General features: G+C 66.2%; 9 protein-coding genes. 2 read left to right on the top strand and 7 right to left on the bottom strand.

Going from position 1 to position 13,337, the window contains the following annotated elements:
• The first annotated feature begins 232 nt into the window (after window positions 1–232).
• On the top strand, window positions 233–2,170 hold the full coding sequence (gene dnaG, locus DOM66_RS01565) for a DNA primase (protein ID WP_110689055.1): 1,938 nt from the start codon (window positions 233–235) through the stop codon (window positions 2,168–2,170).
• Between the two features lie 319 nt (window positions 2,171–2,489).
• Window positions 2,490–4,352 carry an RNA polymerase sigma factor RpoD gene (rpoD, locus tag DOM66_RS01560; RefSeq protein WP_110675240.1) on the top strand — a complete coding sequence of 621 codons (1,863 nt, stop codon included), beginning with the start codon at window positions 2,490–2,492 and terminating at the stop codon, window positions 4,350–4,352.
• 185 nt (window positions 4,353–4,537) lie between these two features.
• On the opposite strand, the gene DOM66_RS01555 is transcribed toward rpoD, so the two are convergent.
• The 7 genes from DOM66_RS01555 to DOM66_RS01525 all read right to left on the bottom strand — a co-directional run bounded on the left by DOM66_RS01555 (window position 4,538) and on the right by DOM66_RS01525 (window position 13,269).
• On the bottom strand, window positions 4,538–5,656 hold the full coding sequence (locus DOM66_RS01555; protein WP_110675239.1) for a porin: 1,119 nt from the start codon (window positions 5,654–5,656) through the stop codon (window positions 4,538–4,540).
• Between the two features lie 60 nt (window positions 5,657–5,716).
• Window positions 5,717–6,019, bottom strand: a complete 303-nt coding sequence (locus DOM66_RS01550) for an EF-hand domain-containing protein (RefSeq protein WP_110689054.1) — start codon at window positions 6,017–6,019, stop codon at window positions 5,717–5,719.
• A 379-nt stretch (window positions 6,020–6,398) separates the two neighbouring features.
• Entirely contained in the window at window positions 6,399–8,000 is a 1,602-nt protein-coding gene (locus tag DOM66_RS01545) for an ABC transporter ATP-binding protein (protein ID WP_110689053.1), read from the bottom strand.
• A 10-nt stretch (window positions 8,001–8,010) separates the two neighbouring features.
• The gene (locus DOM66_RS01540; protein WP_110689052.1) at window positions 8,011–8,982 is read right to left on the bottom strand and encodes an ABC transporter permease; all 972 of its coding nucleotides are present in this window, start codon (window positions 8,980–8,982) and stop codon (window positions 8,011–8,013) included.
• A gap of 76 nt (window positions 8,983–9,058) precedes the next feature.
• The gene (gene oppB, locus DOM66_RS01535; RefSeq protein WP_110675235.1) at window positions 9,059–9,985 is read right to left on the bottom strand and encodes an oligopeptide ABC transporter permease OppB; all 927 of its coding nucleotides are present in this window, start codon (window positions 9,983–9,985) and stop codon (window positions 9,059–9,061) included.
• Window positions 9,986–10,031: 46 nt separating this feature from the next.
• Entirely contained in the window at window positions 10,032–11,612 is a 1,581-nt protein-coding gene (locus DOM66_RS01530; RefSeq protein WP_110689051.1) for a peptide ABC transporter substrate-binding protein, read from the bottom strand.
• Between the two features lie 61 nt (window positions 11,613–11,673).
• Window positions 11,674–13,269 carry a peptide ABC transporter substrate-binding protein gene (locus DOM66_RS01525; RefSeq protein ID WP_110689050.1) on the bottom strand — a complete coding sequence of 532 codons (1,596 nt, stop codon included), beginning with the start codon at window positions 13,267–13,269 and terminating at the stop codon, window positions 11,674–11,676.
• Window positions 13,270–13,337 lie beyond the last annotated feature (68 nt).

Genomic DNA, 13,337 nt, shown 5'->3' with positions numbered 1-13,337 from the left:
GGGGGTGATGCAAGTCACTCCAGAGGGATAGCCCAAACGGCCGCCGTCTCGGTGGCCGTTTGTTTTTGTTCCTCGCCCCCGGAGGGTGTTTACCCAGCCGGCGGGCCCGGCCGCGAGATGCGGCTCGTGTGCCGTCACTGGGTAAGCCCTCTCTCCTCGACTGTCCCATTCTCGAGACAGTGGCCGTCGGCGCCAGACGCCTGCGGCCGGCGCAACGAGAGCGTTTGACGCCATGGCCGGACAGATTTCACAGCGCTTCATCGATGACCTGTTGGCGCGGACCGATATCGTCGACGTCGTTTCCGAGCGCGTGCAGCTCAAGAAGAGCGGGCGCAACCACAGCGGTCTCTGCCCTTTCCATCAGGAGAACTCGCCCTCCTTCACGGTCAGCCATGACAAGCAGTTCTATCACTGCTTCGGCTGCGGGGCGCACGGTAACGCCCTGCGTTTTCTGATGGAGTTCGACAACCTGCGCTTCCCCGAGGCGGTGGAGCAGCTGGCCGGCCGTGCCGGCATGCAGGTGGAGCGCGAGGGCGGCGAGGACCCGGGGGCGGCCAAGCGGCAGCAGAAGCGTGAAGAGGGTGTCAATCTGCTCGAACTCGCTTCACGCTTCTTCCGCGAGCGGCTGGCGCTGGGTCAGGGCAAGACGGCGCGCGCCTATCTCGAGCGGCGCGGCCTGAGCCAGGAGGTGATCCGCGACTTCGGCATCGGCTACGCCGAGGACGAGTGGGAGGCGCTCAAACGCTACCTGGGCGCCCAGGGCATCAGCGAGGCGGTGCAGGTCGAGTACGGGTTGCTGGTCCATCGCGAGGAGACCGGGCGCACCTATGACCGCTTCCGTGATCGGGTGATGTTCCCGATCCGCGACTGGAAGGGGCGCACCATCGCCTTCGGCGGGCGTGTTCTGGGCGACGCCAAGCCCAAGTATCTCAACTCGCCGGAGACGCCGGTCTTCCACAAGGGGCGCGAGCTCTACGGGCTCTTCGAAGCGCGCCAGGCCAATCGCCAGCTCTCCCGAGTGCTGGTGGTCGAAGGCTACATGGACGTGGTGGCGCTGGCCCAGTTCGGCATTCGCAACGCCTGCGCCACCCTGGGCACCGCGCTCACCGCGGATCACCTGCAACGGCTGTTCCGGCTGGTCGATGAGGTGGTGTTCTGCTTCGACGGTGACAATGCCGGGCGTCAGGCGGCGCGGCGCTCGTTGACCACGGCCTTGCCGTCGATGATCGACGGCCGCCAGGTACGCTTTCTGTTCCTGCCCGAGGGCGAGGACCCGGATACCCTGGTACGCCAGGAGGGGCGCGAGGCATTCGAGAATCGAGTCACCTGCGCCAGTCCGCTGTCCGAGTTTTTGTTCGAGCAGGCCGCCGAAGGGCACGATCTCAAGCAGGTCGAGGGGCGCGAGCGTTTCGTCACCGCCGTGCTGGAGGCGCTGAAGCGGCTGCCAGAAGGGGTGTTGAAGTCGCTGCTGCTCAAGGAACTCTCGTCGCGTAGCGGCATCGAAACCTCGCAATTCAGTGACTGGTTCGCGACCCATGCCCCGCCCGCGCCGCGGCCGACGGCACCGGCCGGTGACGACGGCTTCGAGGCGATGATGGCGATCTCCGGCGAGGCCGAGTCGGAACCGGCGCCGATGGCCGAGTATGGCGATGGGGCCGGATATGGAGAAATCCGCGGCGGCACGCACGCGCCCCGACGCGGGCTGACGGCGGCGCGTGGCGGAACTGCTACGCTTTCCTTGAGCTGGCCGGCGCGTATCGTGCAGTTGCTGCTGCACGAGCCGGGGCTGGCCGAGACGCTGCCGGAGAGCCTCGACTGGTGCCCCGAGGCGCAGCCCGACGGGCGCCTGTGTCGCGAGGTGGTCAAGCTGCTGCGGGCCGGGCGCTACCGCAGCCCGCAGGTGCTGCTGGCCCACTTCCACGGCACGCCCGAGGGCGAGCGACTGGATCAGCTGGCGCGGCGCGAGATGGCGATTCCGCGCGAGGTCAGGGCCAGCGAGCTGGCCAACTGGGTGCGCCATCTCGAGCGCCAGAGCGAGCGCCTGACGCCGGCTCAGGAGTATCAGCAGCTACTGGCGAAGAGTCGCCAGCCCGGCGCGCTGAGTGCCGAGGAGAAGCAGCGCCTGCGCGAGCTGATCGGCATGCTCGCCACCGGCGGCGGATCGGCATGAGACGGGTGACGTCGCGATGGCTATATATTGAGAGAGACAGGTCGATATTGAAGGCAGGCCGCGCATTCGGCAGGCCGAATGGCAACAAAAAGCACACAGAGTACGACAGGGAAGCGTGAAGAACCGCGGCAGGAGCGTCGAAGCGGTTGAAATGGCGGCGAAAGCCTCCAAATAGGGTAACCAAACACACTAGCACACCTGGCAGACAAGGCAAACAGATACTGGCAGCAAAATGCCGGTACGCGCTATACTAGCAGGCTTTTGGGGCGTCGCGCTGTCACCCCAGGTGCTTCATTCTTCTTCGTCGAGTAGGGTTTCTATGGCTGGACACGCACAGCAGTCACGTTTGAAGGAGCTGATCGCACGCGGCAAGGAGCAGGGCTTCCTGACCTATGCCGAGGTCAACGATCACCTCCCCGAAGATATCGCCGATCCCGATCAGGTGGAAGACATCATCTCCATGATCAATGACATGGGGATCAACGTCGTCGAGGAAGCGCCTGACGAAGATACCCTCATGATGTCCGACAACTCCACCGACGAGTCGGCGGCGGAGGAAGCGGTCGCGGCCCTGGCCGCGGTGGAGAGCGATGTCGGACGGACCACCGACCCGGTGCGCATGTACATGCGCGAGATGGGGACGGTGGAACTGCTGACGCGGGAAGGCGAGATCGAGATCGCCAAGCGCATCGAGGAGGGCCTGCGCGAAGTGATGTCGTCGCTGGCCTATCTGCCGGGCGCGGTCGACTCCATCCTTGCCGCCTACGATCAGACCCAGGACGAGGAGGCCCCGGGCCGCCTCTCCGATCTCTTCTCCGGCTTCATCGACCCCGATGAGGGGATCCCCGGCGTCGCCGAGGTCGAGTTGCCGGAAGTGGAAGAGAGCAGCCTCGCCGCGGGTGACGACGACGACGAGGATGAAGAAGACAAAGAAGACGAAGAAGACAGCGACGACAACTCCAGCGAAGGCGGCCCCGATCCCGAAGAGGCCCGCGTACGCTTCGAGCAGATCCGCCAGCAGAACGAATCGGCCAAGGCGGCCGTGGCCAAGCACGGCTTCGACGCCGACGCGGCCCGGGCAGAGCTTGCACGTCTGGCCGAGCTGTTCTCGCCGATCAAGCTTTCGCCCAAGCATTTCGAGCGCCTGGTGGGTCAGGTGCGCATCAGCGTCGAGCAGGTGCGCGAGCAGGAAAAGGCGATCATGCAGGTGTTCGTCAAGCAGGGTAAGGTGCCGCGCAAGACCTTCATCAGCGCCTTCCTCGGGCATGAAGCCCATGACGCCTGGTTCGACGACTTCGTGGCCAAGCACGCCAAGTATGCCGATCGGCTCCGTCCGTTCCGTGGCGACGTCCAGCGTGCCCAGCGCAAGATCGGCTTCGAGGAGGAGATGGTCCAGCTCCAGGTGAGCCAGCTCAAGGAGGTCAACCGTCGCCTCTCGATCGGCGAAGCCAAGGCGCGCCGGGCCAAGAAGGAGATGGTCGAGGCCAACCTGCGTCTGGTCATCTCGATCGCCAAGAAGTACACCAACCGCGGGCTGCAGTTCCTGGATCTGATCCAGGAGGGCAACATCGGCCTGATGAAGGCGGTAGACAAGTTCGAATATCGCCGAGGCTACAAGTTCTCGACCTATGCCACCTGGTGGATTCGCCAGGCGATCACCCGCTCGATCGCCGACCAGGCGCGGACCATCCGTATTCCGGTGCACATGATCGAGACGATCAACAAGCTCAACCGGGTCTCGCGCCAGATGCTGCAGGAGATGGGCCGCGAGCCGACCCCGGAAGAGCTCGGCGAGCGCCTGGAAATGCCGGAAGACAAGGTGCGCAAGGTGCTCAAGATCGCCAAGGAGCCGATCTCCATGGAGACGCCGATCGGCGACGACGAGGACTCGCACCTGGGTGACTTCATCGAGGACAGCACCATGGTGCTGCCGATCGATTCCGCCACCGGCGAGGGCCTGATCGAAGCCACCCGCAACGTGCTCGGCGGCCTGACCGCGCGCGAAGCCAAGGTGCTGCGCATGCGTTTCGGCATCGACATGAACACCGACCATACCCTGGAAGAGGTCGGCAAGCAGTTCGACGTCACCCGTGAGCGTATCCGCCAGATCGAAGCCAAGGCGCTGCGCAAGCTGCGTCATCCGTCGCGCTCCGAGCCGCTGCGCTCGTTCCTCGACGAGTAATACCCGGGCTGCGTGCCCCCTCGACGACCCCGGCAGCCCAGCGCTGCCGGGGTTTTTTGTGTTGGCGCTGCGCTGTGTCATGACGCGCGGGCGACAGGCCTGAGCCGCTGACACGAAAAAGCCGCTGCGCGGGGCAGCGGCAAACGATCGTGCAGTGGGGCATGCGGCCCCGGAACCGGCAGTACTCAGAAGTCGTAGCGCACCAGCAGGTCGGTCTCGTCGTGTCCGGTGTGGCTGTCGTCGGCCTGGCGGGAGTCGTCGAACTTGCGCTCCACCGCCAGGATCAGGTTGTCGTCGAACAGCAGCCAGGCCGCGCCGGCGAGATAGAAGGCGCTGCGTGCATCGGAGTCGCGATCCTCGAGGCGGTTGAAGCCGGTGTAGAGCTGCACCGTACCGGGGACCTGCTGCTTGACGTTGTAGAGCGCCACGCCCTCGTAGCCGCGGGCCTTGTCGACGATCCCGTCGCTGTTGGCGACGCCCTCGAACTCACCGTCGCGGACCAGGTTGTGGTACTCGCCGGCGGTCAGCGCAAAGTACCAGTTGCCCGGGGTCCAGCGCGCCGCGAGCAGGCCGGCGTCGACGTTCTCGTCGCGGTCGCTGCCGCTCTTGAGCTCGCCATCGATCTCGCTGTGGGTGTAGGTCAGGCCGAACGCCCAGTCGTCGCTCGGCTGATAGACCGCGGCGCCCTGGGCGGTGTACTTGCGCTCGAGGTCGACGAGATTGCCGCTGTAGCCCACCGAGCGGGGCACGTCGTTGCGCGAGGTCTGGTAGAGCACGCCCAGGGTCCAGTCGCCAAAGCGATTCTGATAGGAGATGGCGTTGTCGGGGCGGCCGTTGCCGTCGAAGCCGCCGTCGCTGGAGGCGCCGTTGAAGCTGCCCTGGGCGGTGGCGCCGTTGTACCAGAACCAGTCGGTCCAGTAGGCGACCATGTTGTACCACAGCGAATACTGCTTGCCGATCAGGATGGTGCCGTAGTCATCGTTGCTGACACCGGCGTAGAGCAGGCGTTTGTAGTGGTTGTCGGTTCCATCCTCGAAGAAGGGGTCGAAGGCCCACTCGGCGCGGGCGATCGACGACCAGCCGTCGGCGAAGTTGTGTTCGTGGATCAGGCGTACGCGGGAGCCGGCATTGGTCGGGTCGTGGTCGTCGTGGGTATCGTCGACGAAGCTGCTGCCGGCGGCGATACGCCCGCTGAAGGTGAGCTTGTCCTGCGCGGTTTCATAGAGCGTCAGAGCGAGGGCCGAGTGGCTGGCCAGCAGCGTGCCGGTGGCGACGAGACTCGCCATGAGGGTCTTGTTATCCATGGTGAAGCATTACCTGTTTATTATTGAAGGAAAAAATGGGTTCCCAAGTGGGTCGGAGGATCAGGGCGCCTCGGTGGCCTGGCTGTCGAGGAACTCTTCGAGCGATAGCTGGCGGTCACCGTCGCGGTCGGCAGTGCCGAAGGCGCCCATCAGGTCGGCGTCCGAGCGCGCTTCGGTGGGATCGATGACGCCGTCACCGTTCTTGTCGATCTGATGGAAGCGCGCCACCAGCGCCGGCGGTGCGCTACCCTCCCGCTTGGCGCGCTCGAAGCTGCCGGCGCCGTCGCCGAAGGGCAGGGTGTTCTGGCAGCCCGCCAGTGCCACCAGGATGGCGGCGCTCAAAAGACCTTGTGTCGTGGTCATGGTTGTCTCCCTTGAAGACGTGGATAGTGGGGGCTGAGCCCCGTTTTTTGGCCGCAGTTGTCCGTGGCGCCTGCCACAGGGCAAGCGCGGCCAAATTCTGGATGAATGAAAGGAAGCGGTTTTTAGATCCGGTGCGGACCGTCGTCTATTGTCATCGTGTCTCTTCCAGGGCGAACGGCGGCGCCTATTGCGTGGCGCCGCCGCTCACGCTCAGCGGCTTATCAGAGAGTGTTTACAAAATGCCTGCGCTCGACGATACGGCGTTGAAATCGACCTCAAAGTACTCATTTACACCGCGTAAACTCCGTCGTTTCGGCCGATTTCTCCTTAGCTACGCGCCCCGGTCTGGCCTTCGCTCGTCGAATTTGTAAACACCCTCTCAGGCCGCGTCGTCGTCGAGGAATGCAGCCTTGATCAGCGCCTGGGTGTAGGTCTCGCGGGGGGCGGAGAAGAGCTGCTCCGTCGGGCCCTGCTCGATCACCTGCCCCTCCTTCATCACCAGCACATCGTCGGAGAGCGCGCGCACCACCGAGAGGTCGTGGCTGATGAACAGGTAGGTGAGGCCGTACTTCTGCTGCAGATTGCGTAGCAGATCGATCACCCGTACCTGTACCGAGCGGTCCAGTGCCGAAGTCGGCTCGTCCAGCAGCAGCAGTTCCGGTTTGAGGATCAGCGCGCGGGCGATGGCGATGCGCTGGCGCTGGCCGCCGGAGAACTCGTGGGGGTAGCGGTTGCGCATCCCAGGGTCAAGGGCGACCTCCTCGAGGGCAGCGATCACTTCGGCCTCGCGCTGGCGCCGGTTCAGCTCCGGGTGGTGAACCTTGAGCCCTTCGCTGACGATGTCGCCGACGGTCATGCGCGGCGACAGCGAGCCGAAGGGGTCCTGGAACACCACCTGGAGTCGCGAGCGCAGCGGGCGCATGCCGGACTTGTCCAGCGCCGAGAGATCGGTCTCCCCGAGACGGATATCGCCCTCGGACTTGAGCAGCCGCAGCAGCGCCCGGCCCAGGGTCGACTTGCCCGAGCCCGATTCGCCGACGATGCCCAGGGTCTCGCCGCGTCGGACGCTGAGGTCGATGCCGCGCACCGCGTCGAAGTAGTCGCTCTTGCCGAACAGACGCTTCTTGAGTGCGAAGCGCACCTTGACGTCACGCGCGCTCAGCAGCACTGGTGAATCCGCCGGGGCGGGGATCTTGCGCCCGCGTGGGATGGCATCGAGCAGCATGCGCGTGTAGTCGTGGCGCGGGGCGTCGAACACCTCGTGGGTGGGGCCGCTCTCCACCACTTCGCCGTAGCGCATCACGCACACCTTGTCGGCGAAGTGGCGCACGATGCTGAGGTCGTGGGTGATGAACAGGATCGCCATGCCGTACTTGGCCTGCAGCGACTTGAGCAGGTCCAGGATCTGCGCCTGGACGGTCACGTCGAGTGCCGTGGTCGGCTCGTCGGCGATCAGCAGGCGCGGTTCGCAGGCCAGCGCCATGGCGATCATCACCCGCTGGCGCTGACCGCCGGAGAGCTCGTAGGGGTAGCTGTCGATGCGTCGCTCGGGCTCGGGGATGCCGACCTGTTGCAGCAGATCGAGCACCCGGCGGCGCTTGGCGCTGCCGTGGAGCCCCTTGTGCTTGGTCAGCACCTCGCCGATCTGGCGCCCGACCCGGTGCAGCGGGTTGAGCGAGGTCATCGGCTCCTGAAAGATCATCGAGATGTCGTTGCCGCGGATGCGGCGCATGCGCCGGGGCGTGACCGCGAGCAGGTCTTCGCCGTCGAAGCGGATCGCGCCTTGGGTCTGGGCCAGCTCCGGCAGCAGGCGCAGGGTGGCGGTCGAGGTGACCGACTTGCCCGAGCCGGACTCGCCCACCAGCGCCAGGGTCTCGCCCTCGGCGATGCTGAGGCTGACCTCCTTGACCGCCGTCACCGCGCCGGTGGGGAGCTGGAAGGTCACGCTGAGCTTGTCGATTTCCAGTAGTGATTGCGTCATCGAGTCATCCTCAGCGGGTCTTGGGATCGAGGGCATCCCGCAGCCCATCGCCCAGGAAGTTGAGACAGAACAGCGTGGCCGCGAGGAAGAACGACGGCACCAGCAGCATCCAGGGGGCACTCTCCATCATGTCGACGCCCTCGGAGATCAGCACGCCCCAACTGGTCAGCGGCTCCTGCACGCCGAGGCCCAGGAACGACAGAAAGCTTTCGAGCAGAATCACCTTGGGCACGGTCAGGGTGACGTAGACGATCACCGGGCCGATGGCGTTGGGGATCAGGTGGCGGGTGACGATCTTGCTGTCGCGCACGCCCAGGGCATGGGCTGCTTCGATGAACTCGCGGCGCTTCAGGGCCAGGGTCTGGCCGCGCACGATACGCGCCATGTCGAGCCACTCCACCGCGCCGATGGCGGCGTAGATCAGGAAGATATTGCGCCCGAACACCACCATCAGCAGGATCACCAGGAACATGAACGGCAGCGAGTACATGATGTCGACGAAACGCATCATCAGGCTATCGACGCGCCCGCCGACATAGCCGGAGATGGCGCCGTAGAGCACGCCGATCACCAGGCTGACGAACGAGGCCACCAGCGCCACCGAGAGCGACACGCGGCCGCCGTAGAGCACCCGGGTCAATAGATCGCGGCCGTTGGCGTCGGTACCCAGGTAGTGGGCGTTCTCCAGGGTCGGGCCGGTGCCGAAGGCGTTCCAGTCGACTTCTGCCAGACCCCAGGGCAGGAACCAGGGGCCGGCGATGCACACCACAACGATGGCGATCAACAGGCCCAGGCTGGCCATGGCTGCCCGGTTCTGGGTCAGCCGGCGCCAGGCATCCTTGGCCAGGCTTTCCCCCACCGGCGCGTCCGCGGCGCGCGGGTCGGGCGTGGGGTCCGGGCCCGGCGGCGGCTTGGGGCCGCCCGCGGGCAGCGGGGCGCCATCCCGCTGTTCGCCGCTGTAGGGCTTGGAATCAGACGTCATTGGCGGCCTCCCCGGTGGCACGAATGAATGGCGTTGAGGCTCGGTCGTTGTTCATGAGTCGGTCACTGTTCATGAGTCAGTCGTCGTAACGAATTTGCGGGTCGAGCGCGGAGTAGAGCAGATCGACGATCAGGTTCATCAGCACGATCAGCACGCCGTAGAAGACCACGGTTCCCATCACCAGGGTGTAGTCGCGGTTGAGCGCCCCCTGCACGAAGTAGCGGCCGATGCCGGGGATGCCGAAGATCTGCTCGATCACCACCGAGCCGGTGATGATCCCGGCGATCGCCGGGCCCAGGTAGGAGACCACCGGCAGCATCGCCGGGCGGATGGCGTGGCGCCAGATCACCTCGGTCTCGGAGAGCCCCTTGGCGCGGGCGGTGCGGATGAAGTGGCTGCCCAGGGTCTCGATCATGCTGGCGCGCATCATGCGTGCGATATAGGCGATCTGCTGGATCGACAGCGCCACCACCGGCAGTACCAGGTTGGGCCAGGCGCCACCGTTCCAGCCGCCGGCCGGCAGCCACGCCAGCAGCACGCCGAAGACCAGAGCGAAGATCGGCGCGATGACGAAGTTGGGTACTGCGATGCCGGTCAGCGCCGTGCCCATGACCAGGTAGTCGACGGTGGAGTTGCGTCGGATCGCGGCGGCGATCCCCAGTGGCAGACCCACCAGCAGGGCTAGCAGGATCGCCAGTCCGCCGATCTCCAGGCTCACCGGGAAGCCCTGCATGATCAGCTCGGTGACGCTGAAGTCCTTGTACTTGAACGAAGGTCCGAAATCGCCTTCGAGCAGATTGCCCATGTAGCGCAGGTACTGCATCGGCAGCGGTTCGTCGAGATGGTAGGCCGCCTTCAGGTTGGCCTCGATCTCCGGTGGCAGCTGTCGCTCGCCGTCGAACGGCCCGCCGGGGGCCACCCGCATCAGGAAGAACGAGATAGTGATCACGATCAGCAGTGTGGGGATCGCCATCAGCAGTCGCTTCAGGGTGTAACTCAACATGCCGGCGCACCTCGCAGCGCGCGGGGCGGGGTCTGGGCATCGATCATCAGTCGCGCTCCTCGAGATAACGCAGCGGGTGGACGTCCATCGGGTTGCTCTCCCAGCCGCCGAGTCGCGGCGAGACCAGATGCACGGAAACGTAGTCGTAGAGCGGCAGCAGGGCGTAGTCGTCGAGTAGCCGCTGCTGCGCCTGGGTCAGGGTGCGCTGGCGCGTCTGCGGGTCGAGCTCGCGGGTGCTGCGGGCCACCAGGGCGTCATAGTCGGCGTCGTGATAGCCGCTGGCGCGGCTGGCCGAGCCATCCTTGGCATAGGCGCCGAGGAAATCGAACGGGTCGTTGATCGTTGCCACCATGCCGTAGCGGGCGACCTCGAACTTGCCCTGGCGGATGGTGGCGTAGTGCACCGCCGCCTCCGAGTTGACCAGCGCGACCTCGACGCCCAGCGGCTTCCACATCGCCGCCACGGCTACCGCGATCTTCTTGTGATCCTCGAGGGTGTTGTAGTTGAGCGTCAGCCGCAGCGGATGGTCGGGGCCGTAGCCCGCTTGCTGCATCAGCTTCTGGGCGCGCTTCAGGCGGGCTTCCATCGGCATGTCGGCGAAGGCCATCTGGCCGCTCGGCGCGTTGGCGGTGCCGTGCGGGACGTACCAGGTCGAGGGGGGCTGTCCCTGGCCCAGGATCTGGCCGGTGATCACCTCGCGGCGCACCGCCAGGTTGAGCGCTTCGCGCACGCGACGGTCGGCCAGCGGCTGACCCTCGCGCAGGTTGAACATGTAGAAGTACTCCGCGGTCAGCGGCCCAACCTGCAGGGCGTCCGAGAGATGCTGCTGGGCCCAGGCGAAGCGCGACGACGGTACGCTGGAGTAGGCGATATCCATCTCGCCGGTGCGAAAACGGTTGAGCGCCGAGCCGGCATCGTCGATCGGATAGAAAGTGGCCCGATCCAGGGCAACGTCCTGGGCGGCGTGGAAGTGCGGGTTCTTCTCGACCACGATGCGCGCCTGGGGCTGCCACTCGCTCAGGGTGAAGGCGCCGCTGGAGACTGTCTTGCCCGGCTCGACCCAGTGCTCACCGGCGGTGTCGATGGCGTGCTCCGGCAGCGGTGCCGCCTCGGTCATCGCCAGCGCCTGCAGGAACCAGGCGGTGGGCTGGGTCAGGTGGATCTTCAGGGTGTGGGCGTCCGGCGTCTCCACGCCCAGACTTTCCGCGGCGGCCTCGCCGGCGTTGATCGCCCGCGCGCCGACGATGGGGTAGTAGAGGTTGGCGTTATGATTGGCGATCGCCGGCTCGAGCACCCGGCGCAGGGCGAACGCCGCGTCCTCGGCGGTGATCGGTTCGCCATCGGACCACTCGGCATCGCGCAGGTGAAAGGTGTAGGTCTTGCCGTCGGCGCTGATCTCCCAGCGCTCGGCCAGCCCCGGCACCAGGCTGCCGTCGGCGGTATAGGTGACCAGCCCCTCGAACAGCGCGCGGGTGATGCGCGTCTCCCAGTTGCCGCTGGTCTTCTGTGGGTCGAGGGTGCCCGGCTCGGCACCGTTGGCGATATTGACGCTGAAGGCCTGGGCCGAGCTGGCCAGGGCGCCGAGCGCGAGTCCGCCGAGGGCGGCAATGAGCTGTCGTGAAAGCATCGTCTTGGCGTTCTTGTCGGGCCGCCGCGCGGATCGTCGATCTCCGGCGGCGGGGTGAATGTCAGTCGCCGCGGGAGATCCAGCGCGAGAGATGGCGATTGAGCGCGTTGTCCTGCCAGCCCGAAAGGTCGGGGGCGACCAGGTTGCGCGAGACGTCGATGTAGATCGGCGCCATGGCGTAGTCGCCCAGGGCCTGGCGCTCGGCCTGCTCGAGCAGCTGTTGGCGGGCATCGGCGTCGGTCTCCTGGTTGGCCGCGCGCATCAGCGCGTCGAACGCCGGGCTGCGATAGCCGCCGTAGTTCTTGGGCGCGCCACTCTGCAGGATGCCGAGGAAGTTGCTGGCGTCGTCGAAATCGGCGACCCAGCTGGCACGGCCGACGTCGAAGTTGCCGTTGGCCAGCTCGGCATAGTGGACCGCGCCCTCGGCGTTGATCAGCTGCGTCTTCACCCCCAGAGGCTGCCACATCGCCGCCAGAGCCACGGCGATGCGCTTGTTGGCCTCGGTGGTGGAGTAGCGCAGGTTCAGTTCGAGCGGGTGGTCCGGGCCGTAGCCGGCATCCTCGAGCAGGCGCCTGGCCTGGGCAATCCGTTCATCCCTCGGCCGATCCAGGCCGGGCATGCGCTGGGCGTCGTAATGGCTGACGCCGCCGGGGACGAAGCCACTGGCCGGGGAGACGACACCGCCCATGATCTTGTCGGCGATCACGTCGCGGCGGATGGCCAGGTTGAGCGCTTCGCGCACGCGCTTGTCGGCCGTCGGATGGCCATCGCGCTGGTTGAGCGCGAAATAGTAGTTGGCCAGTTGCGGCGCCAGATGGACGGCGTCGGGCAGATTGTCTTGCAGCCACTGATAGCGATCCGGCGAGAAGTCGCGGACGATATCCAGGCCCCCGGCGCGGAAGCGCTGCAGCGAGGCGCTGCGATCCTCCACCGGGTAGTAGTCGACGCCGTCGAGGGCGACCTCGTCGGCGGCATGGAACTCGGGGTTCTTGCGCGCCGCGATATGGTCGTGGGAGACCCACGAGGTGGGCGTGAAGGCGCCGTTGGTGACGATGTGGTCCATCTGGGTCCAGGCATCGCCGTAGCGCTTGACCACGTGGGCCGGCACCGGTGAGGCGGCGATATGTGCCAGCAGTGTCGTGAAGTAGGGCGTAGGGCGCTCGAGGGTGATCTCGAGGGTCTTGGCGTCGACCGCGACGACGCCCAGCGGTGGTGCGTCGGCGGCGCCCTTGGTGCGCGCCTCGGCCCCGCCGATGGGATAGAACAGATTGGCGTAGACGGCACCGTTGGCAGGGTCGAACAGGCGCTGGAAGGCAAGCACGAAGTCCGCCGCTACCACCGGCTGACCGTCGGACCAGTCGGCGTCGTCGCGCAGATGAAAGGTGTAGGTCTTGCCATCGTCGCTGACTTCCCAGCTGCGGGCGACGCCGGGGACATAGTGGCCGGCCGGGTCGAGGGTGACCAGCCCCTCGAACAGATCGCCCAGCACGTCGTTCTCCCAGGTGGTACCGCCGATGCGCGCGCTGTCCAGCGAGGCGGGCTCACCCTGGATGCCGATGGCGAGCGTCGCCGCCGACAGCGGGGCGGAGAGCGACAGCGCCCCCAGCAGCAGCGGGATACAGCAGGCCGTGAGACGGCGTGTGCGTGAATCGAACATGATCGAGTCCTTGTGTTGTTATGGTCGCTGCCGGCTTGGCTCGCCGGTCGGGGGCAAGACGTCTGGAC

The sequence above is a fragment of the Salinicola endophyticus genome, from assembly GCF_003206575.1.
GTDB classification, from domain to species: domain Bacteria; phylum Pseudomonadota; class Gammaproteobacteria; order Pseudomonadales; family Halomonadaceae; genus Salinicola; species Salinicola endophyticus.
Note: the sequence above shows the minus strand (reverse complement) of the source record. Positions and strands in the feature narration are given on the sequence as shown.

Excerpts from the sequence above, each read along its gene's own strand:
- dnaG (WP_110689055.1), top strand. The coding sequence starts at position 233 with ATGGCCGGACAGATTTCACAGCGCTTCATCGATGACCTGTTGGCGCGG.
- rpoD (WP_110675240.1), top strand. The coding sequence starts at position 2,490 with ATGGCTGGACACGCACAGCAGTCACGTTTGAAGGAGCTGATCGCACGC.
- DOM66_RS01555 (WP_110675239.1), bottom strand. The coding sequence starts at position 5,656 with ATGGATAACAAGACCCTCATGGCGAGTCTCGTCGCCACCGGCACGCTG.
- DOM66_RS01550 (WP_110689054.1), bottom strand. The coding sequence starts at position 6,019 with ATGACCACGACACAAGGTCTTTTGAGCGCCGCCATCCTGGTGGCACTG.
- DOM66_RS01545 (WP_110689053.1), bottom strand. The coding sequence starts at position 8,000 with ATGACGCAATCACTACTGGAAATCGACAAGCTCAGCGTGACCTTCCAG.
- DOM66_RS01540 (WP_110689052.1), bottom strand. The coding sequence starts at position 8,982 with ATGACGTCTGATTCCAAGCCCTACAGCGGCGAACAGCGGGATGGCGCC.
- oppB (WP_110675235.1), bottom strand. The coding sequence starts at position 9,985 with ATGTTGAGTTACACCCTGAAGCGACTGCTGATGGCGATCCCCACACTG.
- DOM66_RS01530 (WP_110689051.1), bottom strand. The coding sequence starts at position 11,612 with ATGCTTTCACGACAGCTCATTGCCGCCCTCGGCGGACTCGCGCTCGGC.
- DOM66_RS01525 (WP_110689050.1), bottom strand. The coding sequence starts at position 13,269 with ATGTTCGATTCACGCACACGCCGTCTCACGGCCTGCTGTATCCCGCTG.